Consider the following 22,651-nt stretch of genomic DNA (forward strand, 5'->3'; position numbering starts at 1 on the left):
CGGCCTATGAAAAGGCCGCTTTCTTGCGTCTGGGGTGCGCGCTTAGGGATAGAAAATCATGCCCCGTACAAATACGGATAGAAATCGCCAGGACCGGTTCGCAGTATGACAGCGATGATGGCCAATAGTTCGATTTCGCGATGGTCGAGTGCGCTTGGCGTCTGTGCCATTGTCGCGATTATCCGTCCCGCTCATGCCGATCCGCGCGCGGTCGTCGAGCTGTTCACCTCGCAAGGCTGCTCGTCGTGCCCGCCGGCCGACGAGATCATTGGCGAGCTTGCCAAGGATCCCAACGTGATCGCGCTGAGCATGCCGATCGAGTATTGGGATTATTTGGGCTGGAAGGATACGCTGGCGGACTCGCGCTTCAGCGCGCGTCAGAAAGCCTATTCGCAAATGCGTGGCGATCGCGACGTCTACACGCCGCAGGTCATCGTCAACGGTTCGGCGAAGGTGGTCGGCAGCGATCGTGCAGGCATCGACAGCGCAATCCAGCACACCCAGAAGGCCGCCGGCGTGATGTCGGTGCCGGTGACGATGACGTTGTCCGGCAAGCACATCAACGTCTCGGTGGCGGCGAGCAACGCGCCGACTTCATCGCAGGGCGAAGTCTGGATTTGCTCGGTCTCGAAGGCGGTGCCGATCTCGATCGGGCGCGGCGAAAACCGCGGCCGCCAGGTCACCTACTACAATGTGGTGCGCAACATCCTGAAGGTCGGGGACTGGAACGGCAATTCCGGAAGCTGGACCGTTCCGCTCGAAAACATCTCCCGCGATGGCGTCGATGCCGCGGTCGTCTATGTCCAGGACGGCAATCGCGAAAAGCCCGGCCCGATGCTGGGCGCGGCCTACACGCCGCTGCGCTGATTTCTCCCGTCGTCATTCCGGGATGCGCCACTTGGCGCAGGCCCGGAATCCATACGCATTATCGTGGTTATGGATTCCGGGCCTGCGCCAAGTGGCGCATCCCGGAATGACAACAGTGATGAAGCGCACCCCCCAAAAGAAAAAGGACCAACTCTCGTTGGCCCAGTGCGGGAGAAAGCTCCCCTGCGAACAGACCCGATCCCGACGGCCCCGGGGGGCTGGGGGCTGAGGAATCCGGAACCGAAAGGACCGGGTCAACGCAGGATTCACTTGTCGCAAGCCAGCGGGGCGGGCGATGGGCGGAAGTGGGGCAGCAATATGATTCCTCTAACGTTCCCGTGACTCGGTATTTCCGGCGTTGCCGGACGGTCTGTCGCGGTTTCCGTCGCAATTTCAAAGGGCCTTGCGGTGCCCGGCGGTTAGCGCGATCATGTCATTGTCATGATCCCGAGCCGAAGGGCCGCGTCAGCGCAAACCAGGGACAGGTTTTTCGGAACAAGGCCATGCCGGAGACGACAGGAGGCGCTCGATGAGTTCGATGTCGGAGGACACTGATCCAAGCGGGAGTCGCGCAGTGGCGCGCACCGCCACTGCAAGTCCGCTGCCGAATAGCGTTACGTTCAATCGCCTGGAGCTCAATCGCATCCTCAATCTGTACGGCCGCATGGTCGCCGATGGCGAGTGGCGTGATTATGCCATCGACTTCCTGAAGGACCGCGCGGTGTTCTCGGTGTTCCGCCGCGCCTCCGAAGTCCCGATCTATCGCATCGAGAAGGATCCGCGGCTGGCGCGCAAGCAGGGCATGTACAGCGTGATCTCGGCGACCGGGCTTATCCTGCGCCGCGGCCATGAGCTGGAGCGCGTGCTGCTGGTGATCGATCGCAAGCTGGCGGTTGTCTAGCGCGGTCCTGTAGCCCGGATGAAGCCAACGGGTCGCGCGAATGCGCGCCCGATGACAGGCTCCGCGAAATCCGGGGCCGCTGTAGCTTATTATTCCCGGATTGCGCTGCGCTCCATCCGGGCTACGAAGCTTTCGAATCCGCGGGCACCGTCGCGGCGCCTTCGCCGAGCGCGCGCTGCATCATCACCGTGTCCAGCCAGCGTCCGAATTTGAGACCGACGCAGGGGTGGGTCCCGATCATCTGGAAGCCGGTTTTGGTGTGGACGCCGATCGAGCCGGCGTTGGCGGAATCGCCGATGACGGCGATCATTTGCCGGTAGCCCCGCGCTTCGCATTCGGCGATCAGCCGCTGCAGCAGCAGCAGGCCGATGCCGCGGCGGTGGGTCGCCGGCTGCAGATAGACCGAGTTCTCCACCGTGAAGCGATACGCCGGCCGAGGGCGGTAGGGGCCTGCATAGGCATATCCGATCACCCGGCCTTCCACCGCGGCGACGAAATACGGGAAACCCCCTTCCATCAGCGCGCGGAACCGCCGGGTCATCTCGGCGAGATCGGGCGGGATCAGCTCGAATGTCGCGGTGCCGTAGCGCACCGCGTGCTCGTAGATGTCGGTGACAAAGGGGAGGTCGGCCTCGGTGGCGGGCCTGATATCGGGCGTAGACATGGTGACAGATTATTTTTGCTGGCCGCAAAAGAAAAGCCCCGGCCGCGAGGCCGGGGCTTCAATTCTTTGGCTGGGCTGGGGCGCTAGTCGCGCTGGCCAAGCAGCTGCAGCAGCAGCGTGAACAGGTTGATGAAGTTCAGGTAGAGCGAAAGTGCGCCGGTAATCGCCGCCTTTTCCGCAATGTCACCGCCCTGCGAGGCATAGCCGTAGATGTAGTCGTTCTTCAGCCGCTGGGTGTCATAGGCGGTGAGGCCCGCGAACACCAGCACGCCCACCACCGAGATGATGAACTGCAGCATCGAGCTGCCGAGGAAGATGTTGACCACGCTCGCGATGATGATGCCGATCAGGCCCATGAACAGGAACGACGCCATGCCGCTCATGTCACGTTTGGTGGTGTAGCCGTAGAGGCTCAGCGCGCCGAAGGTCGCCGCCGTGATGAAGAACACCCGCACGATCGAGGTGTGGGTGTACACCAGGAAGATCGACGACAGCGATACGCCCATCAGCGCCGCGAACGCCCAGAACAGCAATTGCGCCGTCGCGGGCCTCAGCCGGTTGATGCCAAACGAGATCGCGAACACCATGACCAGCGGCGCGAGGATAAACAGCCACTTCAGCGGGCTGACATACATCGCGTAGCCGAACGGCGTCAGGAACTCCCTGCCGAACTTGGCGACGCCGGCCGACTGATCCGGGGTCACCGCCATCATGTAGACGCCGAGCGCCGCCAGACCGGTGATGGCCAGCCCGATCGACATGTAATTGTAGATGCGCAGCATGTACGCGCGCAGACCGGCATCGACGGCCGCGGCATCGACGCGTCCGGCGGCCCGGCCGAAAGGAGAAGCGTAGTTACGGTCTAGGTCCGACATGGTCGAATTCCCGTTGGTTGCCCGGCGGATCGCAAGGGGTTTGCGTCGCCGGTTAGAATATCTAGCCCAAAGGCCGCGATTTGCTGACATTAATTCGGTGTCATCAAACCGGCCTCTGTCCCAGACTGGTATGTGGGAAACTAACACATTCGCTGCAAGCTTCCACGCGCGGCTGAATGTCGCTCTAGATAGCTATTTTCCAGCAAAAGCAGCGTTAACGCGGCCTTGCCGCCCGCTACAAATTGTCACAAATTTCGCAGCACGCTGGCCGGCTTCTGGTTCAGGGCCAGCAACGTGCCGGCGAGTCCGAGGCCTACCGTGACGATCAGGGCCGCGGCGACGACGCCGGCGGCGCTGCCGGCCTGCCATATGAAGCTCAGCGTCATCAACCGGGTTACGATCAGCCAGGCCGCAACCGAGCCTGCAATCACGCCGAACACCGCCGTGGCCAGGCCGATCATCAGATATTCCAGCGCGTAGGCGCCGAGCAGCCGCACCCGCGTCGCGCCAAGGGTCTTCAGGATGACCGCGTCGTAGACCCGGTGGCGATGGCCGGCGGCGAGCGCGCCGCCCAGCACCAGGATGGCCGAGATCAGCGTCACGGCGCTGGCGCCGCGAATCGCGAGCGTCAGATTGGTGACGACGGTGCCGATCGTGTCCAGCGCCTCGCGGACCCGCACACTGGTCACCATCGGGAACGCGTCGGCCACCTGCTTGATGATCCGGGCGTCGCCGGCCGGATCCGGGTGAGCCTCGGACAGGGTCGCGACATGGGTGTGCGGCGCGCCCTTGAAGGCGTTGGGCGAGAACACCAGCACGAAATTGATGCCGAGGCCCTGCCAGTCGACGTTACGCAGATTGGCGATCTTCGCCGGGATGTCGCGGCCCAGCACATTGACGACGATCTCGTCGCCGATCTTGAGCTTCATTCCGTCAGCGATCTTCTTCTCCATCGAGACCAGCGGCGGCCCGCGATAGTCTGCGCTCCACCAATCGCCCTCGACGACTTTCGAGCCCTTGGGGATGTCGGCCGTATAGGTCAGGCCGCGGTCGCTCTGCAGCACCCATTCGGTATCCCGCGTCGGCTTGAGCTCGTCGGCCTTGACGCCGCGCGCCGCGACGATGCGTCCGCGCAGCATCGGCACATCCTCCACGGTCGATTGCGGCGCAGTTTGCTTGAGAAACGCGCCGAAGCGATCGGCTTCCGAGGTCGGGATGTCGATGAAGTAGAACGAGGGTGCGCGGTCCGGCAACGCCGCCAGGAACTGGCGGCGCAGATTGCCGTCGATCTGGGTGATGGTGACGAGGACGGCGAGGCCAAGGCCCAGCGACATCACGACCGACGGCGTCAGCGCGCCGGGACGGTAGATGTTGGCAATCGCCAGCCGCAGCATGGTGATATCAGATCGCGGCAGCCGGCGCGCCAACGCCATCAGGCCGGCGGCGACGCCGCGCAGCAGCGCGAACACCGCAACCGACGAGGCGACGAACACGGCCGCGATGCGCTTGTCGTAGGCAAGGCCGATGGCGACCGCGATCAGCAGCGCGATCACGACGGCCATCAAGACGAGGTATCGCCAGCGCGGACGGTGCCATTCGCGGGCGACTTCCTCGCGGAACAACGCCGCTACCGGCACGTCGTGCACCCGTCCGAGCGGCCACAGCCCGAACGCGAGCGCGGTCAGCAGGCCGTAGATGAAGGACAGCGCGAGCTCGTCGAGATGCAGCGCGGGGATCACCGGCAGCGGCAGCAGCTTGCCGAACAGGCCGACGATGACGAACGGCAGCGCTGCCCCGGCGGCGAGTCCGATGATGGAGCCGATCCCGGCGAGCACGATCACCTGGGTCAGATAGATCGTGAAAACGTCGCGGCCGGTGGCGCCGAGCGCCTTGAACGAGGCGATGACGTCGCGGCGGCGGTCGATATGGCTCTTGACGGCGTTGGCGACGCCGACGCCGCCGACCAGGAGGGCGGCGAGGCCGACCAGCGTGAGGAACTGGGTGAAACGGCTGATGGTGCGCTCGAGCTGCGGCGAGGCGTTGGCGCGGCTGCGGATCCACCAGCCGGCTTCCGGCAACGCGGTTCGCACGCTGTCGATCAGTTGGGTCGCTGCTCGCTCGTCGGCCGCGTTATCAGGCAATTTTAGCCGGTAGATCCAGCGCACCAGGCTGCCGGGCTGCAGCAATCCGGTCGCGCGCAGGCTGGTTTCGCTGACCAGGACGCGCGGGCCGAGCCCGACATTGCCGGCGAGCTTGTCCGGTTCGGCGCTGACCACGCTGCGGATCTGGTAGTTGGCGTTGCCGATGCTGATGCGGTCGCCGATCTTGAGATCGAGCCGTGCCAGCAGGACGGAATCCACCGCCGCGCCGAATACGCCGTCGCGCTCGGCCAACACGTCCGCAACCGGCATCTTGGGATCAAGCGTCAACTCCCCGAGCATCGGGTATTTGCCGTCCACCGCCTTGAGTTCGACCAGCGCCAGCCTGCCGTCGCCGCTGCGGGCCATGACCCGCAAGGCGGCTGCGACCGAAACCTCGCCGCGGGCGCGCAGGAAGGCGACTTCCTCTGGCGTGGCTTCGCGCTGGATCAGCGAGAATGCGACGTCGCCGCCCAACAAGGTGCGGCCTTCGCGGCTCAGGCCGTCGCTGAGGCTGGCCGCAACCGAGCCGACGCCGGCAATCGCCATCACGCCAAGCGCGATGCAGGCGATGAACACGTAAAAGCCGCGCAGTCCGCTGCGCAATTCGCGAAGCGCGTAGCGCAGCGCCAGCGATGACGCGCGGCTGCCGCCAGCGGCTTCCGGCGCCATGGTCATGAAGTGGACTGTCCGTCGATGCGGCCCGATCGCAGCCGCACCACGCGGTCGCAGCGTTGCGCCAGCGAGGTGTCGTGCGTCACCAGCACCAAGGTCATGCCGCGCTCGGAATGCTTGGTGAAGAGCAGGTCGACGATCTGCTTGCCGGTCGCCTCGTCGAGATTGCCGGTCGGTTCGTCCGCGACGAGGATCGCAGGATCCGGCGCCAGCGCGCGGGCCAGCGCGACGCGTTGCTGCTCGCCGCCGGAGAGTTGCGTCGGATAATGATGCAGCCGATCGCCGAGGCCGACCGAGGTCAGCTCTTGCTCGGCGCGTTTGGCCGCATCGGGATTGCCGGCGAGCTCCAGCGGCACCGCGACGTTTTCCAGCGCCGTCATGGTCGGGATCAGATGGAAGGACTGAAACACGATGCCGACCTGGCGGCCGCGGAAGCGCGCGAGGGCGTCCTCGTCGAGGGCATTGAACGGCGTGCCTGACACCACCACCTCTCCGCTGTCAGGCCGCTCCAACCCCGCCATCACCATCAGCAAGGTCGACTTTCCCGAGCCTGACGGTCCGATCAGGCCGATCGCTTCGCCCGGTGCCACACGAAGGCTGATATCTTTCAGGATATGAACGCGTGCCGCGCCCGTGCCGAGCGAGAGATTGACGTTGGAAATGGAAATGGTGTCCGGCTCCAGGCCGGTTAGTGACGAGGGTTCGATGAGACTGTCCATGGATCGGTCATATGGCAATTCCGCCGCCGGGGTCGAGGGCCGGATAGGTATGTTCGTGCACATACTCGTGTTGATTATGGCCTTGATGACGACACAGACGGTTTTTGCGCAGACCCCGGCCACACCCCCGGTCAAGCCGATCAAGATGGTCGTGCTCGGCGATTCCCTGAGTGCCGGCTATGGCCTGGCGGCGACCGGAGCGTTCCCCGTCCGCCTGCAAAAGGCGTTGGAAGCCAAGGGGATAAAGGTCGATATGATCAATGCCGGGGTGTCCGGCGACACCACGTCAGGCGGCCGCGACCGGCTCGACTGGTCGGTGCCGGAAGGAACCGAGGCTGTGATCCTCGAACTCGGCGCCAACGATGCCTTGCGCGGTACTGACCCCGCCGTCACCCGCGCCGCGCTCACCGATATCCTGACCCGGCTGAAAGCCCGCAAGATCGCCGTCCTCCTGTGCGGGATGCTGGCGCCGCCGAATTATGGCAGCGAGTATGCGGCCCGCTTCAACGCGATCTACCCGGAGCTTTCGAAATCCTTCGGCGTGCCGCTCTATCCGTTTTTCCTGGAAGGCGTCGCCGCCGAGGCCAAGCTCAACCAGCCGGACGGATTGCATCCGACCGCTGAGGGCGTCGACATCATCGTGAAAAATATTCTGCCCAGTGTCGAGGCATTTCTTGGCGCGTTATCTGCGCAACGCAGCTGAAAATACAGCAGGGAATAACCCTACTGGATAATTTTCCCCGTAGCTTTCCGGTCCAGTGGCGCCGGCTGCTTCGCAGAGTCATATAACTCAGGTAGAAATTGGTGATCGGTGATTCGTCACCGGGTTTCAGCATCGGGAGTCGAGCGATGCCGCGATTATTTGCTGGACTGGAAATTCCGGCCGAGATTGGCCAGACCCTTTCCAATTTGCGTGGCGGCCTTCCGGGCGCCCGCTGGATCGATCCCGAAAATTATCACGTCACCTTGCGCTTCATCGGCGACATCGATGGCATGTCGGCGAATGAAATCGCCTCGATGCTGTTTCGGGTCAACCGGAGGCCGTTCGAGGTCAAGGTGCAGGGCCTGCAGAGTTTTGGCGGGCGCAAGCCGCGGGCGGTGGTGGCGTCCGTCGAACCGAGCCGGCCGCTGATCGAATTGCAGGCCGAGCTCGAGCGGATGATGCAACGCATGGGGCTCGATCCCGAGGGCCGCAAATTCACCCCTCATGTGACGCTGGCGCGGCTGCACGACGCCTCGAGCCAGGATGTCGCCGACTATCTGTCGGTGCGCGGCTATTTTCCGAGCCGCACCTTCATGGCCTCGCGCTTCGTGCTGTTCTCGTCGCGCGCCTCCACCGGCGGCGGCCCCTACGTGGTCGAGGATTCCTACGCGTTGAGTGCGTGAGGAGGCCCTTTCGCCAGGTCCATAGCTGTCATCGTCCGCGAAGGCGGACGATCCAGTATTCCAGAGACCGCAGTGCTTAAGTAGAGAAGCTGCGGCGTACTGGATCCCCGCCTGCGCGGGGATGACGACCAATCTTTGTGGCGGGCGTCCGGGGTACGGGCCGCGCATACCCCCACCACCAATTCACGGCTTGCAATTTTCGCACGCTTGGGGCCGTAAGGTGGGCCATGCTGTCGACCACCCCACCCACCTCGTTCGGCGCCCATTATCAGGGCCTGGTCACCTCCGGAGCGATCGAGGCCGACCCGGCGCAGGCCCGCGCCGCGGACGCCTTTGCGGCGCTGGAAGACCGGCTGTCCAGCTACAAGCCGCTGCGCAAGCAGAGCCTGCTTGGCCGGCTGTTCGCCGACAAGGACGAGCCGCCGCGCGGGCTTTACGTCCATGGCGAGGTCGGCCGCGGCAAGACCATGCTGATGGATCTGTTTTTTCAGCAGAGCGCCATCGAGCACAAGCGCCGCGCGCATTTCCACGAATTCATGGCCGAGGTGCATGAGCGGATCTACGGCTACCGGCAGGACATCGCGCGCGGCGAGATCGCCGACGGCGATGTGATTGCGCTGACCGCGAATGCGATCTTCGATCAGGCGTGGCTGCTGTGCTTCGACGAATTCCACGTCACCGATATTGCCGACGCCATGATCCTGGGCCGGCTGTTCACAAAGCTGTTCGAACTCGGCACCGTCGTGGTGGCGACCTCGAACGTGGCGCCCGACGACCTCTACAAGGGTGGCCTGAACCGCGCGCTGTTTTTGCCTTTCATCGCGCAGATCGCGGACCACATGGACGTGCTGCGGCTCGATGCGCGCACGGATTTTCGGCTGGAAAAACTCGCCGGCGTGAAGATGTGGCTGGTGCCGGCGGATGACGCCGCCGGTGACGCGCTCGACAAGGCCTGGCGCAAGATGACCGGCAACGCGCCCTGCAAGGCACGCGATATCGCAATCAAGGGCCGCATCCTGCGGGTGCCCTGTTCGTCGCACGGCGTCGCCCGCTTTACCTTCGCCGAACTCTGCGAGCAGCCGCTGGCTGCGTCGGATTATCTTCGGCTGGCGCACGACTATCACACGATCCTCGTCGACCGCATTCCTGTCATGGACTACGCCGAGCGCAACGCCGCCAAGCGTTTCATCTCGCTGATCGATACGCTCTATGACAATGCCGTGAAGCTGATGGCCTCGGCGGAAGCCGATCCGGTGTCGCTGTATCTGGCAACCGATGGCAACGAGGCCAACGAGTTCAAGCGGACCTCGTCGCGGCTGATCGAAATGAGTTCCGAATCCTACCTGGCGCTCCCGCACGGCCGGAAGGATTCAGCCGCGAGCGGCTCCAGCACCGGGCTGGTGGAGACGTAGGTCTCTCCGCCGTCATTGCGAGCGAAGCGAAGCAATCCACCCCTCTGCGCGGGGATAGATGGATTGCTTCGCTTCGCTCGCAATGACGGTTGGGAACGCCCGTGGCATACCTGATCGAAATGAAGGCAAGGCCTACAATTGGGCACGCCGCGACTTGAACGTATCATTCGAAAGGGATAACCAGCCTCCCAGTTCACTCTCCATCCTCCTCTACGTCTCAGAAGGACAAATTTCCCATGGCGCGCGACAAGATTGCTTTGATTGGCTCCGGTCAGATCGGCGGAACGCTGGCTCACCTCATTGGCCTGAAGGAGCTCGGCGACGTCGTCATGTTCGACATCGCCGAGGGCGTGCCGCAGGGCAAGGCGCTCGACATTGCGCAGTCGTCGCCGGTCGACGGTTTTGACGCGCATCTGACCGGCGCCAATTCCTATGAGGCGCTCGACAATGCCAAGGTCTGCATCGTCACCGCCGGCGTGCCGCGCAAGCCCGGCATGAGCCGCGACGATCTCCTCAGCATCAACCTCAAGGTCATGGAGCAGGTCGGCGCCGGCATCAAGAAATACGCTCCCGACGCCTTCGTCATCTGCATCACCAACCCGCTGGACGCGATGGTGTGGGCGCTGCAGAAGGCCTCCGGCATGCCGCACAAGAAGGTCGTCGGCATGGCCGGCGTACTGGACTCCTCGCGGTTCCGCTATTTCCTCGCCGATGAATTCAACGTCTCGGTGGAAGACGTCACCGCCTTCGTGCTCGGCGGCCACGGCGACACCATGGTGCCGCTGACGCGCTACTCCACCGTCGCCGGCATTCCGCTGCCCGACCTCGTCAAGATGGGCTGGACCTCGCAGGCGCGGATCGACGAGATCGTCGATCGCACCCGCAATGGCGGCGCCGAGATCGTCAACCTGCTGAAGACCGGTTCGGCCTTCTACGCCCCGGCGGCTTCCGCCATCGCGATGGCCGAGAGCTATCTGAAGGACAAGAAGCGCGTGCTGCCCTGCGCCGCCTATCTCAACGGCGAATATGGCGTGAAGGACATGTATGTCGGCGTGCCCGTTGTGATCGGCTCCAAGGGTGTCGAGCGCATTGTCGAGATCGAGCTGGCCGGCAAGGACCGGGAAGCCTTCGACAAGTCGGTCGGCGCCGTGCAGGGCCTGGTCGATGCCTGCAAGAAAATCGCGCCCGATCTGCTCGGCCGTTGATTTTGTTGAGCTTTCGCCCTGGAAACGGGGCGAAAGAATTTTCGGGGTTGCAGTTCCTTTGGTATATGGTATGCCAACTACCAATATCGGTGGGCTGTAGAACTTGCCGTATAAGGTTTGGGGAGCGTCCAGATGAATATCCATGAATACCAGGCCAAGGCGTTGCTCAGTGAATTCGGGGTGCCGATTTCACGCGGCGTGCCAGTCTTGAAGGCCTCGGATTCGGAAGCGGCGGCCAAGGCGCTTCCCGGCCCGATCTGGGTGGTGAAAAGCCAGATCCACGCCGGCGGCCGCGGCAAGGGCAAGTTCAAGGAAGCTTCCGCGGGCGACAAGGGCGGCGTGCGCATCGCCAAGTCGGTCGCCGAGGTCAACGAGTTCGCCAAGCAGATGCTGGGCGCGACCCTCGTCACGATCCAGACCGGCGCCCACGGCAAGCAGGTCAACCGCCTCTACATCGAAGAAGGCTCCGACATCGACAAGGAGTTCTATCTCTCGATCCTGGTCGATCGCGAAACTTCAGAAGTCTCGTTCGTGGTATCGACCGAAGGCGGCGTCAATATCGAGGACGTCGCGCACAACACCCCTGAGAAGATCATCACCTTCTCGGTCGATCCGGCCACCGGCATCATGGCCCATCACGGCCGCACGGTGGCGAAGGCGCTGAAGCTTTCCGGCGATCTTGCCAAGCAGGCCGAGAAGCTGGTCGCGCAGCTCTACAAAGCCTTCACCGCCAAGGACATGGCGATGCTGGAAATCAATCCGCTCGTCGTCACCAAGCAGGGCGATTTGCGCGTGCTCGACGCCAAGGTGGCGTTCGACGACAACGCGATGTACCGGCATCCGGAAGTCGCGGCCCTGCGCGACGAGACCGAAGAAGACGCCAAGGAAATCGAGGCGTCGAAATACGATCTCAACTACGTCACGCTCGACGGCACCATCGGCTGCATGGTCAACGGCGCCGGCCTTGCGATGGCGACCATGGATATCATCAAGCTCTATGGCATGGAGCCCGCCAACTTCCTCGACGTCGGCGGCGGCGCGAGCAAGGAAAAGGTCGCGGCCGCTTTCAAGATCATCACCGCCGATCCGAACGTGAAGGGCATCCTCGTCAACATCTTCGGCGGCATCATGAAATGCGACATCATCGCCGAGGGCGTGGTCGCGGCTGTCAAGGAAGTCGGTTTGAAAGTACCGCTGGTGGTTCGTCTCGAAGGCACCAATGTCGACGCCGGCAAGAAGATCATCCGCGAATCCGGCCTTAACGTGCTGCCCGCCGATAATCTCGACGATGCCGCACAGAAAATCGTGAATGCCGTCAAGGGAGGCTAGCGATGGCTGACCGTCTCGCCGCACCGACTGCCCTGGAGGAACACCGCAAGCTCGCCGTGTTTGCCGGCGAGTGGAGCGGCGAAGAGATGGTCTATCCCTCGCGCTGGAACGCGGGCGGCCCGGCGACCGCGCATGTCAAGGCGCGCATGGATCTCAACGGTTTTTATCTGATCCAGGACGCCGTCCAGATGCGCGACGGCAAGCAAAGCTTCGCCACCCATGGCGTGTTCACTTACGACCGCGAGGACCGCCACTACAAACTGTTCTGGCACGATTCGCTTGGCTACTACTCCCCGGCGCCGGCCTCCGGCGGCTGGACCGGCAAGACGCTGATCCTGGTGCGCGGCTCGCTGCGCGGCAACGCGCGCCACGTCTATGAAGTCGTCGACGACAACAACTACACCATGAAAATCCAGTTCTCGCCTGATGCCGAAGGCTGGGCCGACGTGCTCACCGGCACGTATCGGCGAATCCACTGATCCCGTTTCCGATCATCCAGGGAAGTAACATCCATCATGTCCGTTCTGATCGACAAGAATACCAAAGTCATCTGCCAGGGTTTTACCGGTAAGAACGGCACGTTCCATTCCGAAGCCGCGATCGCATACGGCACCAAGATGGTCGGCGGCACCTCGCCGGGCAAAGGCGGTGCGACGCATCTGGGTCTGCCGGTGTTCGACACGGTCGCCGAAGCGCGCGAGAAGACCGGCGCCGATGCGTCCGTCATCTACGTACCGCCGCCGGGGGCTGCGGACGCGATCTGCGAGGCGATCGATGCGGAGATCCCGCTGATCGTCTGCATCACCGAAGGCATTCCGGTGCTCGACATGGTCCGCGTCAAGCGTTCGCTATCGGGGTCGAAGTCCCGCCTGATCGGACCGAACTGCCCGGGTGTCATGACCGCGGGCGAATGCAAGATCGGCATCATGCCGGCCAACATCTTCAAGCCCGGCAACGTCGGCATCGTGTCGCGCTCGGGCACGCTGACCTATGAGGCGGTATTCCAGACCACCCAGGAAGGCCTCGGCCAGACCACCGCGGTCGGCATCGGCGGTGACCCGGTCAAGGGCACCGAATTCATCGACGTGCTGGAAATGTTCCTCGCCGACCCCAAGACCACCTCGATCATCATGATCGGTGAAATCGGCGGTTCCGCCGAGGAGGACGCCGCCCAGTTCATCAAGGACGAGGCCAAGCGGGGCCGAAGTAAGCCGATGGTCGGCTTCATCGCCGGCGTCACCGCCCCTCCCGGCCGCCGCATGGGCCATGCCGGCGCGATCATCTCCGGCGGCAAGGGCGACGCCGGTTCCAAGACCGCAGCGATGGAATCCGCCGGAATCACCGTCTCTCCGTCGCCGGCGCGGCTCGGACACACCCTTGCCGAAAAATTGAAGTCCTAATTCAATTCTTGGTTCTTTTGGGCGGGAAATTTCGCGCTAAATAGGTTAGAGGTGCTTTAACTCGCTGGTCCGGGCCTCCGGACCGGCCAAAGCGCCGTTTTCCACGCGCGAAGCCAAAAATTACCAGGACGCCATCATGTCTCGCCAGGACGCGAATGCCGCATTTGCCCTTTCCTCCTTTTTGCAGGGCACCAACGCCACCTACATCGACGATCTCTACGCCCGCTACGAGCAGGACCCCGCTTCGGTCGATCCCGATTGGCAGGAGTTCTTCAAGAGCCTGAAAGACACCCCGGCCGACGTCCAGAAGAACGCCGAGGGCGCCTCCTGGGGCCGCGACAACTGGCCATTGACGCCGCGCGACGAGCTGACCTCGGCGCTGGACGGCAACTGGGCGCAGGTCGAAAAGGCGGTTGGCACCAAGCTGGCGGCCAAGGCCGAGAACAAGGCCTTTGCCAAGGGCGCCGAAGTGGCGTCGGCCGACATCAACCAGGCGACGCGCGATTCGGTTCGCGCCCTGATGCTGATCCGCGCCTATCGCATGCGCGGTCATTTCCACGCCAAGCTCGATCCGCTCGGCATCGAGGCCCAGCGCGATCGCGAGGAGCTTGATCCGCGCAGCTACGGTTTTGCCGAGGCCGATTTCGACCGCAAGATTTTCCTCGATCACGTGCTCGGTCTTGAATACGGCACGCTTCGCGAAATCGTCGCGATCTGCGAGCGCACCTACTGCCAGACGCTCGGCGTCGAGTTCATGCACATCAGCAACGCGGCGCAGAAGGCCTGGATCCAGGAACGCATCGAAGGGCCGGACAAGGAAATCAGCTTCACGCCGGAAGGCCGGCGCGCGATCCTCAACAAGCTGATCGAAGCCGAAGGCTTTGAGAAGTTCTGCGACATCAAATTCACCGGCACCAAGCGCTTCGGCCTCGACGGAGCTGAATCGCTGATTCCGGCGCTGGAGCAGATCATCAAGCGCGGCGGCAATCTCGGCGTGAAGGAAATCGTGCTCGGCATGCCGCATCGCGGCCGCCTCAACGTGCTGACGCAGGTGATGGGCAAGCCGCACCGCGCGCTGTTCCATGAATTCAAGGGCGGCTCCGCCAATCCCGACGCGGTCGAAGGCTCCGGCGACGTCAAATATCACCTCGGCGCCTCGTCGGACCGCGAGTTCGACAACAACAAGATTCATCTGTCGCTGACCGCCAACCCGTCGCATCTGGAAATCGTCGACCCCGTCGTGCTCGGCAAGGTGCGCGCCAAGCAGGACCAGCACGGCGATCCGCCGGACATGCGTATTTCGGTACTGCCGGTGCTGATGCATGGCGACGCCGCTTTCGCCGGCCAGGGCGTGGTCGCCGAATGCTTCGGCCTGTCCGACCTGAAGGGCTACCGCACCGGCGGTTCGCTGCACTTCATCGTCAACAACCAGATCGGCTTCACCACCTATCCGCGCTACTCGCGCTCCTCGCCCTATCCGTCCGACGTGGCGAAGATGATCGACGCGCCGATCTTCCATGTGAACGGCGACGATCCGGAAGCCGTGGTGTTCGCGGCCAAGGTCGCGATCGAATTCCGGCAGAAATTCCACAAGCCCGTCGTGATCGACATGTTCTGCTATCGCAGGCATGGCCACAACGAAGGCGACGAGCCGATGTTCACCCAGCCGGTGATGTACAAGAAGATCGCGACGCATCCCGGCACGGTCGAGCTTTATTCCAAGCGGCTGATCGCTGACGGCGTGCTGACCGAGGGCGAGGTCGAAAAGGCCAAGGCCGACTGGCGGGCGCGGCTCGATGCCGAACTCGAGGCCGGCTCGGGCTACAAGCCCAACAAGGCCGACTGGCTCGACGGCAAATGGGCCGGCTTCAAGTCCGCCGATCAGGAAGAGGATGCGCGCCGCGGCGTTACCGGCGTCGATACGGCTATCCTGAAGGATATCGGCCGCAAGATCACCAAGGTGCCCGACGGCTTCCGCGTTCACCGCACCATCCAGCGCTTCCTGGAAAATCGCGCCAAGGCGATCGACAATGGCGTCGGCATCGACTGGGCCACCGGCGAGGCGCTGGCGTTCTGCACGCTGATGCAGGAAGGCCGGCACGTCCGCCTGTCGGGGCAGGACTCCGAGCGCGGCACCTTCTCGCAGCGCCATTCGGTGCTGATCGACCAGGAGGACGAGAGCCGTTACACGCCGTTCAATCACCTTGGCCCCGATCAGGGCCACTACGAGGTGATCAACTCGCTGCTTTCGGAAGAGGCGGTGCTTGGCTTCGAGTACGGCTATTCACTGGCCGAGCCGAATGCGCTGGCGATGTGGGAAGCCCAGTTCGGCGACTTCGCCAACGGGGCGCAGGTGCTGTTCGACCAGTTCATCTCCTCGGGCGAACGTAAATGGCTACGCATGTCGGGTCTCGTCTGCCTGCTGCCGCACGGCTATGAAGGGCAGGGACCGGAGCACTCCTCGGCCCGTCTCGAGCGCTTCCTGCAGATGTGCGCCGAAGACAACATGCAGGTGGTCTATCCCACCACGCCGGCGAATTACTTCCACGTGCTGCGGCGTCAGCTGCATCGCGAAATCCGTAAACCGCTGATCCTGATGACGCCGAAATCGCTGCTGCGCCACAAGCGGGCGGTGTCACGGCTCGACGAACTCGGCAAGGACGCCACGTTCCACCGCATCCTCTACGATGACGCCCAGATGCTGCCGGACGAGAAGATCAAGCTGGTGGACGACGACAAGATCCGCCGCATCGTGCTGTGCTCGGGCAAGGTCTATTACGATCTCTACGAGGAGCGCGAGAAGCGCGGCATCGACGACATCTACCTGATGCGCGTCGAGCAGCTCTATCCGGTGCCGCTGAAGGCACTGGTGCACGAGCTCGCCCGCTTCAAGAATGCGGAAGTCGTCTGGTGCCAGGAAGAACCGCGCAACATGGGTGCCTGGCACTTCATCGAGCCCTATCTCGAATGGGTGCTGAACCAGATCCACGCACCGAACAAGCGTCCGCGTTACGCCGGCCGCGCGGCGGCGGCGGCGACGGCCACCGGTTTGATGTCGAAGCATCTGGCGCAGCTCAAGGCGCTGCTGGATGACGCGCTAGGCTAGACCACCATTCAACCGTCATGCCCCGCGACCTGTCCGCCGTAGCTCAACGAGCGAAGGCGGAAGGCGGGGATGGCGGTTACGATTTATGACCGCTTAAGGGTATTGAGGAAAACAGACCATGACTGACATTCGCGTTCCGACGCTCGGCGAGTCCGTGACGGAGGCCACCATTGGCCGCTGGTTCAAGAAGGCCGGCGACGCCGTGGCGGTGGACGAGCCTTTGGTGGAGCTCGAGACCGACAAGGTCACCATCGAAGTCCCGGCGCCTTCAGCGGGCGTGCTGGGCGAGATCGCCGCCAAGGACGGCGAAACCGTCGCCGTCGGCGCGCTGCTCGGACAGATCAATGACGGCGCGGCAGGCGCCAAGCCGGCGGCCGCGCCGCCCAAGAATTCTGCAGCTGCAGCTGCTCCCGCCGCGCCGCCGCCCGCCGCTGCCGCCGCACCTGCTGCGGCGCCAAAGGCCGCACCCGCGGACGCGCCGCTGGCGCCCTCGGTGCGCAAACTCTCCACCGAAAGCGGCATCGATGCCGCCACCGTGCCCGGCTCCGGCAAGGATGGCCGCGTCACCAAGGGCGACATGCTGGCTGCGATCGAGAAGGCCGCTTCCGCGCCGACTCCGGTCAATCAGCCCGCCGCCGCCGTGCAGGTGCGAGCACCGTCGCCCGCCGACGATGCCGCGCGCGAAGAGCGCGTGAAGATGACGCGGCTGCGCCAGACCATCGCGCGCCGCCTGAAGGACGTGCAGAACACCGCGGCGATGCTCACGACCTTCAACGAGGTCGATATGAGCCACATCATGGCGATGCGGACGCAGTACAAGGACGTGTTCGAGAAGAAGCACGGCACCAAGCTCGGCTTCATGGGCTTCTTCACCAAGGCCTGCGTGCAGGCGCTCAAGGACATTCCGGCCGTCAATGCCGAGATCGACGGCACTGATCTGATTTTCAAGAATTACTACCATGTCGGCGTCGCCGTCGGCACCGACAAGGGCCTCGTCGTGCCTGTGGTACGCGACTGCGACCACAAGTCGATCTCCGACATCGAAAAGAGCATCGCCGATTTCGGCCGCCGCGCCCGTGACGGCCAGCTCAAGATCGACGAGATGCAGGGCGGCACCTTCACCATCACCAATGGCGGCATCTACGGTTCGCTGATGTCGACGCCGATCCTGAACGCGCCGCAGTCCGCCATTCTCGGCATGCACAAGATCCAGGAGCGGCCGATGGCGATCGGCGGCAAGATCGAGATCCGCCCGATGATGTATCTGGCGCTGTCCTACGATCACCGCGTCATCGACGGCAAGGAAGCGGTCACCTTCCTGGTCCGCGTCAAGGAGAGCCTGGAAGATCCGGCGCGACTGGTGCTGGATCTCTGATGGTCGCGTCCGAGTGCCCGCTGCTCGGCGGGTATTGGCGCGGCGTATTGATGGATGGGGGCGAATGTGACCGATAAAGTCGTTGTCATCACCGGCGGTAGCCGCGGCATCGGTCGCGCCACCGCGATTGCCGCGGCGGCCCGTGGCTTTCGGGTTGTCGTCGGTTACGCCAGCAACGAGGCGGCGGCGAACGAAGTCGTCACCGAGATCGAGCGCAAGAACGGCAAGGCTGTCGCTGTGAAATGCGACGTTGCCGAGGAAAGCGACATCCTCGCGCTGTTCAAGGCGGCCGATCAGTTCGGTACGTTAGGGGCGCTCGTCAATAACGGTGGTATTGTCGGTCAGAGCGGCGTGCGCGTCGACCAGATGTCGGCCGAGCGCATCCAGCGCGTGATGGCGGTCAACGTTACCGGGTCCATCCTGTGCGCACGCGAGGCCGTGAAGCGCATGTCGACCAAACATGGCGGCAAAGGCGGCGTCATCGTCAATCTTTCCTCGGTCGCGGCGAAGCTCGGCGCGCCCAATACCTATGTCGATTATGCGGCGTCGAAGGGCGCCGTGGATTCGTTCACGGTCGGCCTCGGCCATGAAGTCGCCGGCGAGGGCATTCGCGTCGCCGCGATCCGGCCGGGACTGATCGACACCGAGATTCACGCGAGCGGCGGCGAACCCGATCGCGCCCATCGCCTAGCGCATATGGTGCCGATGCAGCGCGTGGGTACCGCGGAAGAAATCGCCAATGCCATCGTCTGGCTGATGTCGGACGACGCTTCGTACGTCACCAGTGCCATCCTCGATGTATCGGGCGGCCGGTAATACCCTGTCATAGAATTCAGTTACGGGACTTCAATCATGGCTTCTTACGATCTCGTCGTCATCGGCACCGGTCCGGGCGGATATGTCTGCGCGGTACGCGCCGCGCAACTCGGCATGAAAGTGGCCGTGGTCGAGAAGAATGCGACGCTCGGCGGGACCTGCCTCAACGTCGGCTGCATGCCGTCGAAGGCGCTGCTGCACGCGTCCGAGATGTTCGAGGAAGCCGGGCATTCCTTTGCGAAAATGGGCATCAGCGTTTCCGCGCCGAAACTCGATTTGCCGTCGATGATGAACTTCAAGCAGCAGGGCATCGACGGCAACGTCAAAGGCGTCGAGTTCCTGATGAAGAAAAACAAGATCGACGTCATCAGCGGCACGGGCAAAGTTCTTGGTGCCGGCAAGGTCGAAGTGTCCGGCAGTGACGGCAAGGCGCAGACGGTCGAGAGCAGGAACATCGTGATCGCCACCGGCTCCGATATCGCGCGGCTGAAGGGCATCGAGATCGACGAGAAGCGGATCGTGTCGTCGACCGGCGCACTGTCACTCGACAAGGTGCCGTCGAGCCTGCTGATTGTCGGCGCCGGCGTGATCGGTCTCGAACTCGGTTCGGTGTGGCATCGTCTTGGCGCGAAAGTCACCGTGGTGGAGTTCCTCGACCGAATCCTGCCCGGCACGGATGGCGAAGTGGCAAAACAATTCCAGCGCATTCTCGAAAAGCAGGGCTTTGCGTTCAAGCTCGGCGCCAAGGTCACCGGCGTCGACACGTCAGGCAAGACGCTGTCAGTCAAGGTCGAGCCGGCGGCCGGCGGTGCGTCCGAGGCCATCGAAGCCGATGTCGTGCTGGTCTGCATCGGCCGCGTGCCCTACACGGACGGCCTTGGCCTGAAGGAGGCGGGTATCGCGCTCGACAATCGCGGCCGCGTCGAGATCGACGCGCATTTCTCGACCAGCGTGAAGGGCGTCTATGCGATCGGCGACGTGGTGGCGGGTCCGATGCTCGCGCACAAGGCCGAGGACGAAGGCGTGGCGTGTGCCGAGATCATCGCAGGGCAGGCCGGGCATGTGAATTACGACGTCATCCCGGGCGTCGTGTATACCACGCCGGAAGTGTCGTCGGTCGGCAAGACCGAGGAAGAGCTGAAGCAGGCGGGCGTGGCTTACACGTCGGGCAAATTCCCCTTCACTGCCAACGGCCGCTCCAAGGTCAACCAGACCACGGACGGCTTTGTGAAGATTCTCGCAGATGCGAAGACCGATCGCGTGCTCGGCGTGCACATCATCGGCCGTGAGGCCGGCGAAATGATCCATGAAGCCGCCGTTCTGATGGAATTTGGCGGTTCCGCCGAGGATCTGGCCCGGACCTGCCACGCGCATCCAACCCGCTCCGAGGCCATCAAGGAAGCCGCGCTTGCGGTCGGCAAACGGGCCATCCATATGTGATCGATGCCCGGCACACGCCGGGTCGAGATTTTCAGATGATGCGCCGCCTATTGAAACCGTTATGGGTTCTGCTTGCGGTCATCTTCCTGATCGAAGCATGGCTATGGGATCATCTCGAGCCGATCGTCGAGCGCGTCGTCGCGTGGATTCCGTTCCGTGCGTTCAAGCGATGGCTGTCCGAGCGTGTTGCTACGCTGTCGCCGGCGATGACGTTGATCGTGTTTGCGGTGCCGGTGATTCCGCTGTTTCCGCTCAAGCTGGTCGGGCTGTGGCTGCTGGCGAATGAATATTGGATCAGCGCGATCGTCGTCATCGTTCTCGGCAAGTTCGTCGGCGTCGGCGTCACCGCCTTCATCTTCGATGTGACGCGGCCGAAGCTGCTGAAGATGCAGTGGTTCAAAAAGGTTTATGAGTTCATCATGATGCTGCGCGCCAAGGCAGCTGCATTGGTCGAGCCGGTCAAGCGCCGGATCGCCGAGATGCTGCGCGGCGACGGCGAGGGCTGGTCAGGTCGGATGCTGAGGCTGATCCAGCGCTTTCGCAAACGCGTGCACGAAGCGCGGTAATCGAATTCACCCTAGCAGAGATCGGCTTCACCTCTCCCGATGGGAGAGGTGAAGCGAGCTACATCAAATGCACGAGATGCGGCGCGAACAGGCCGATCAAGGTGAAGCCAATTCCGATCACGGCGAGCAGGGCGGAACCCCACGCCAGCACGATCATGCCGGTGATGATGGTCGCCGATGCCAGCACGATGCCGATCTGGAACGCGGCCGAGGCGACTTCGTAGTGATGGTATTTGGCCATCGCCTCGTCGCGCAAATGTTCGGCATGCTTGGCGCGCTTCATGAGTTCTTCCGAGCCCTCGCCGGTTTCCGGCTCCGAGCGATAGCGCGCCGCAGTCTTGGTCCAGTCGTCGATCTGCTTTTGCAGCGCCGCCTTTGCGGCCGGATCGGTGGTGACCCCGAGGCTCAGCTTGGCGTGCTCGGCGGTGGCCTGAACCGTGGTGCGGCGGATGCTCTTGGCCTGGAAGAACGCCCAGAGGTTCGACGCCTCGACATTCTTGCTGATCGATTCGGTCTGCGCGCCCTTGCCGAGGGTCTCCGACAGCGCAAGAAACAGCGCAATGACGGCGATCAGCAATGCGATTCTCTTGTTGGAGCTGGAAGCGTGCTCGGCGTGCTCCGCATGCTCCATACTTTCATGTGCGCCCATGATTCCCTCCTGCCAGGTGACCTGCTTACGATTGCCGGAACCATTCGGCCAGCGCAAGGGGCGGGCAGGGGAAGTCCGCGATGTGACGATAGTATGTCGGCGCGCGGCGCGGGGCACTAGGCGCGCGGATGCGCGGTCTTGTACACTTCCAGCAGCCGCTCGCTGTCGATGCCGGTGTAGATCTGCGTGGTCGAGAGCGAGGCGTGGCCGAGCAATTCCTGGATAGCGCGCAGATCGCCGCCGCGCGACAGCAGGTGGGTAGCAAATGAATGCCGCAGCGCATGCGGCGTCGCGCTGTCGGGCAGGCCGAGCGCGCCGCGCAGCCGCTCCATGGTGAGCTGGATGATTCGCGGGCTGAGCGGCCCACCGCGTGCGCCGACGAAAATCGGTCCCTCCGGGTTAAGCTGATGCGGACAGACCGCGGTGTAAGCGGCGATCAGCGCCAGCACGTTCTGCAGCACCGGCACCATGCGGGTCTTGTTGCCCTTGCCGGTCACGATGATGACGTCGCCCTCGCCGGGCAGCGGAACGTCGCGCTTTTTCAGCCCGAGCGCCTCGGAGATGCGCAGGCCCGAACCGTACAGCAGCGCCATCACGGCGGCGTCGCGCGCCCAGATCCAGGGATCGCGATCCTCGCCGGCGCGTTCGTCGGCATCGGCAAAACGTTTGGCGGCCGCCATCTGGATCGGCTTCGGCAGGCTCTTGCCGATTTTCGGCGCACGGATCGCCGAGAGCGCGCCGACCTTGCCCTTGCCTTCGCGCTCCAGGAAACGTCCGAACGAGCGCAGCCCCGCCAGCGCCCGCATCAGCGAGCGGCCCCCGATGTCGTCGGCGCGGCGCATCGCCATGAAGGCCCTGATGTCGCTGGCTTCCAGCGCCGCAAATCCCTTGAGCGTAACTTTTCGGCCCCAGTGCTGGCTAAGAAAAATCAGGCATTGCCGGAGGTCGCGGGCGTAGGCCTCCAGCGTCTTGGGCGACAGCCGCCGTTCGGCGCGCAGATGCGACAGCCAGTGCGTCATCTCCAGCGCCAGCGTCGCGTCGGCGCAATCGAGCTCGATCGGTTGAAGTGACGGAACAGGCTTGGTCATGGACTATGGGCGCCCTGATTCTCCTGATTATATCGCACCT

General features: G+C 63.6%; 20 protein-coding genes. 14 read left to right on the forward strand and 6 right to left on the reverse strand.

The features are described from left to right. Positions 1-105 precede the first annotated feature (105 nt). Positions 106-867: a DUF1223 domain-containing protein gene (locus JQ629_RS16520; protein WP_192739310.1), complete on the forward strand. Its 762-nt coding sequence runs from the start codon at positions 106-108 to the stop codon at positions 865-867. 529 nt (positions 868-1,396) lie between these two features. Then, positions 1,397-1,768, forward strand: coding sequence for a DUF2794 domain-containing protein (locus tag JQ629_RS16525; protein WP_211999183.1), 372 nt, complete (start codon positions 1,397-1,399; stop codon positions 1,766-1,768). Positions 1,769-1,889: 121 nt separating this feature from the next. Here the strand turns inward: JQ629_RS16525 and JQ629_RS16530 are convergent, their stop codons facing one another. The 4 genes from JQ629_RS16530 to JQ629_RS16545 all read right to left on the reverse strand — a co-directional run bounded on the left by JQ629_RS16530 (position 1,890) and on the right by JQ629_RS16545 (position 6,839). Then, entirely contained in the window at positions 1,890-2,432 is a 543-nt protein-coding gene (locus JQ629_RS16530) for a GNAT family N-acetyltransferase (RefSeq protein ID WP_212413569.1), read from the reverse strand. 83 nt (positions 2,433-2,515) lie between these two features. Continuing rightward, the gene (locus JQ629_RS16535) at positions 2,516-3,307 is read right to left on the reverse strand and encodes a Bax inhibitor-1/YccA family protein (protein WP_212267666.1); all 792 of its coding nucleotides are present in this window, start codon (positions 3,305-3,307) and stop codon (positions 2,516-2,518) included. A 245-nt stretch (positions 3,308-3,552) separates the two neighbouring features. Then, positions 3,553-6,123, reverse strand: coding sequence for an ABC transporter permease (locus JQ629_RS16540; protein ID WP_212413570.1), 2,571 nt, complete (start codon positions 6,121-6,123; stop codon positions 3,553-3,555). Beyond that, complete coding sequence (locus JQ629_RS16545) at positions 6,120-6,839, reverse strand: ABC transporter ATP-binding protein (RefSeq protein WP_212413571.1); 720 nt, start codon at positions 6,837-6,839, stop codon at positions 6,120-6,122. The genes JQ629_RS16540 and JQ629_RS16545 overlap by 4 nt, the downstream gene beginning before the upstream one ends. Before the next feature lie 55 nt (positions 6,840-6,894). On the opposite strand from JQ629_RS16545, the gene JQ629_RS16550 reads away from it, so the two are divergent. From JQ629_RS16550 to JQ629_RS16605, 12 genes are all read left to right on the forward strand, one after another. After that, positions 6,895-7,542: an arylesterase gene (locus tag JQ629_RS16550; RefSeq protein ID WP_502753070.1), complete on the forward strand. Its 648-nt coding sequence runs from the start codon at positions 6,895-6,897 to the stop codon at positions 7,540-7,542. Positions 7,543-7,688: 146 nt separating this feature from the next. Then, positions 7,689-8,225 carry an RNA 2',3'-cyclic phosphodiesterase gene (gene thpR / locus JQ629_RS16555; RefSeq protein ID WP_212413573.1) on the forward strand — a complete coding sequence of 179 codons (537 nt, stop codon included), beginning with the start codon at positions 7,689-7,691 and terminating at the stop codon, positions 8,223-8,225. A gap of 227 nt (positions 8,226-8,452) precedes the next feature. Continuing rightward, positions 8,453-9,637 (forward strand): cell division protein ZapE, encoded by a 1,185-nt coding sequence (gene zapE / locus JQ629_RS16560; RefSeq protein ID WP_212413574.1) that lies wholly within the window; start codon positions 8,453-8,455, stop codon positions 9,635-9,637. A gap of 236 nt (positions 9,638-9,873) precedes the next feature. Further along, the gene (mdh, locus tag JQ629_RS16565) at positions 9,874-10,842 is read left to right on the forward strand and encodes a malate dehydrogenase (protein WP_192739019.1); all 969 of its coding nucleotides are present in this window, start codon (positions 9,874-9,876) and stop codon (positions 10,840-10,842) included. A gap of 132 nt (positions 10,843-10,974) precedes the next feature. After that, positions 10,975-12,171 (forward strand): ADP-forming succinate--CoA ligase subunit beta, encoded by a 1,197-nt coding sequence (gene sucC / locus JQ629_RS16570; protein ID WP_212413575.1) that lies wholly within the window; start codon positions 10,975-10,977, stop codon positions 12,169-12,171. Positions 12,172-12,173: 2 nt separating this feature from the next. Next, on the forward strand, positions 12,174-12,650 hold the full coding sequence (locus JQ629_RS16575; protein WP_212413576.1) for a DUF1579 family protein: 477 nt from the start codon (positions 12,174-12,176) through the stop codon (positions 12,648-12,650). 36 nt (positions 12,651-12,686) lie between these two features. Next, the gene (gene sucD, locus JQ629_RS16580; RefSeq protein WP_212413577.1) at positions 12,687-13,571 is read left to right on the forward strand and encodes a succinate--CoA ligase subunit alpha; all 885 of its coding nucleotides are present in this window, start codon (positions 12,687-12,689) and stop codon (positions 13,569-13,571) included. Positions 13,572-13,707: 136 nt separating this feature from the next. Continuing rightward, positions 13,708-16,677: a 2-oxoglutarate dehydrogenase E1 component gene (locus JQ629_RS16585; RefSeq protein ID WP_212413578.1), complete on the forward strand. Its 2,970-nt coding sequence runs from the start codon at positions 13,708-13,710 to the stop codon at positions 16,675-16,677. A 118-nt stretch (positions 16,678-16,795) separates the two neighbouring features. After that, the gene (gene odhB, locus JQ629_RS16590) at positions 16,796-18,052 is read left to right on the forward strand and encodes a 2-oxoglutarate dehydrogenase complex dihydrolipoyllysine-residue succinyltransferase (RefSeq protein WP_212413579.1); all 1,257 of its coding nucleotides are present in this window, start codon (positions 16,796-16,798) and stop codon (positions 18,050-18,052) included. A 66-nt stretch (positions 18,053-18,118) separates the two neighbouring features. Next, positions 18,119-18,868 carry an SDR family oxidoreductase gene (locus JQ629_RS16595; protein WP_212413580.1) on the forward strand — a complete coding sequence of 250 codons (750 nt, stop codon included), beginning with the start codon at positions 18,119-18,121 and terminating at the stop codon, positions 18,866-18,868. Positions 18,869-18,904: 36 nt separating this feature from the next. Beyond that, positions 18,905-20,308 (forward strand): dihydrolipoyl dehydrogenase, encoded by a 1,404-nt coding sequence (gene lpdA / locus JQ629_RS16600; protein ID WP_212413581.1) that lies wholly within the window; start codon positions 18,905-18,907, stop codon positions 20,306-20,308. 35 nt (positions 20,309-20,343) lie between these two features. Beyond that, the gene (locus JQ629_RS16605; RefSeq protein WP_212413582.1) at positions 20,344-20,874 is read left to right on the forward strand and encodes a hypothetical protein; all 531 of its coding nucleotides are present in this window, start codon (positions 20,344-20,346) and stop codon (positions 20,872-20,874) included. 58 nt (positions 20,875-20,932) lie between these two features. Here JQ629_RS16605 and JQ629_RS16610 read toward each other — a convergent pair whose 3' ends face one another. Beyond that, positions 20,933-21,523 (reverse strand): DUF4337 domain-containing protein, encoded by a 591-nt coding sequence (locus tag JQ629_RS16610; protein ID WP_212413583.1) that lies wholly within the window; start codon positions 21,521-21,523, stop codon positions 20,933-20,935. Positions 21,524-21,639: 116 nt separating this feature from the next. Then, complete coding sequence (locus JQ629_RS16615; RefSeq protein ID WP_212413584.1) at positions 21,640-22,611, reverse strand: tyrosine recombinase XerC; 972 nt, start codon at positions 22,609-22,611, stop codon at positions 21,640-21,642. Between the last annotated feature and the right edge of the window lie 40 nt (positions 22,612-22,651).

Origin of the sequence: Bradyrhizobium sp. AUGA SZCCT0222 (genome assembly GCF_018130205.1) — a bacterium.
Taxonomy (GTDB): domain Bacteria; phylum Pseudomonadota; class Alphaproteobacteria; order Rhizobiales; family Xanthobacteraceae; genus Bradyrhizobium.

What these genes read in the sequence shown, in the direction of transcription:
- lpdA (WP_212413581.1), top strand. Translation starts at nt 18,905, where the DNA reads ATGGCTTCTTACGATCTCGTCGTCATCGGCACCGGTCCGGGCGGATAT.
- JQ629_RS16615 (WP_212413584.1), bottom strand. Translation starts at nt 22,611, where the DNA reads ATGACCAAGCCTGTTCCGTCACTTCAACCGATCGAGCTCGATTGCGCC.
- sucC (WP_212413575.1), top strand. Translation starts at nt 10,975, where the DNA reads ATGAATATCCATGAATACCAGGCCAAGGCGTTGCTCAGTGAATTCGGG.
- mdh (WP_192739019.1), top strand. Translation starts at nt 9,874, where the DNA reads ATGGCGCGCGACAAGATTGCTTTGATTGGCTCCGGTCAGATCGGCGGA.
- odhB (WP_212413579.1), top strand. Translation starts at nt 16,796, where the DNA reads ATGACTGACATTCGCGTTCCGACGCTCGGCGAGTCCGTGACGGAGGCC.
- zapE (WP_212413574.1), top strand. Translation starts at nt 8,453, where the DNA reads ATGCTGTCGACCACCCCACCCACCTCGTTCGGCGCCCATTATCAGGGC.
- JQ629_RS16540 (WP_212413570.1), bottom strand. Translation starts at nt 6,123, where the DNA reads ATGACCATGGCGCCGGAAGCCGCTGGCGGCAGCCGCGCGTCATCGCTG.
- JQ629_RS16610 (WP_212413583.1), bottom strand. Translation starts at nt 21,523, where the DNA reads ATGGGCGCACATGAAAGTATGGAGCATGCGGAGCACGCCGAGCACGCT.
- thpR (WP_212413573.1), top strand. Translation starts at nt 7,689, where the DNA reads ATGCCGCGATTATTTGCTGGACTGGAAATTCCGGCCGAGATTGGCCAG.
- JQ629_RS16575 (WP_212413576.1), top strand. Translation starts at nt 12,174, where the DNA reads ATGGCTGACCGTCTCGCCGCACCGACTGCCCTGGAGGAACACCGCAAG.
- JQ629_RS16520 (WP_192739310.1), top strand. Translation starts at nt 106, where the DNA reads ATGACAGCGATGATGGCCAATAGTTCGATTTCGCGATGGTCGAGTGCG.
- JQ629_RS16535 (WP_212267666.1), bottom strand. Translation starts at nt 3,307, where the DNA reads ATGTCGGACCTAGACCGTAACTACGCTTCTCCTTTCGGCCGGGCCGCC.
- sucD (WP_212413577.1), top strand. Translation starts at nt 12,687, where the DNA reads ATGTCCGTTCTGATCGACAAGAATACCAAAGTCATCTGCCAGGGTTTT.
- JQ629_RS16530 (WP_212413569.1), bottom strand. Translation starts at nt 2,432, where the DNA reads ATGTCTACGCCCGATATCAGGCCCGCCACCGAGGCCGACCTCCCCTTT.
- JQ629_RS16585 (WP_212413578.1), top strand. Translation starts at nt 13,708, where the DNA reads ATGTCTCGCCAGGACGCGAATGCCGCATTTGCCCTTTCCTCCTTTTTG.
- JQ629_RS16525 (WP_211999183.1), top strand. Translation starts at nt 1,397, where the DNA reads ATGAGTTCGATGTCGGAGGACACTGATCCAAGCGGGAGTCGCGCAGTG.
- JQ629_RS16545 (WP_212413571.1), bottom strand. Translation starts at nt 6,839, where the DNA reads ATGGACAGTCTCATCGAACCCTCGTCACTAACCGGCCTGGAGCCGGAC.
- JQ629_RS16605 (WP_212413582.1), top strand. Translation starts at nt 20,344, where the DNA reads ATGATGCGCCGCCTATTGAAACCGTTATGGGTTCTGCTTGCGGTCATC.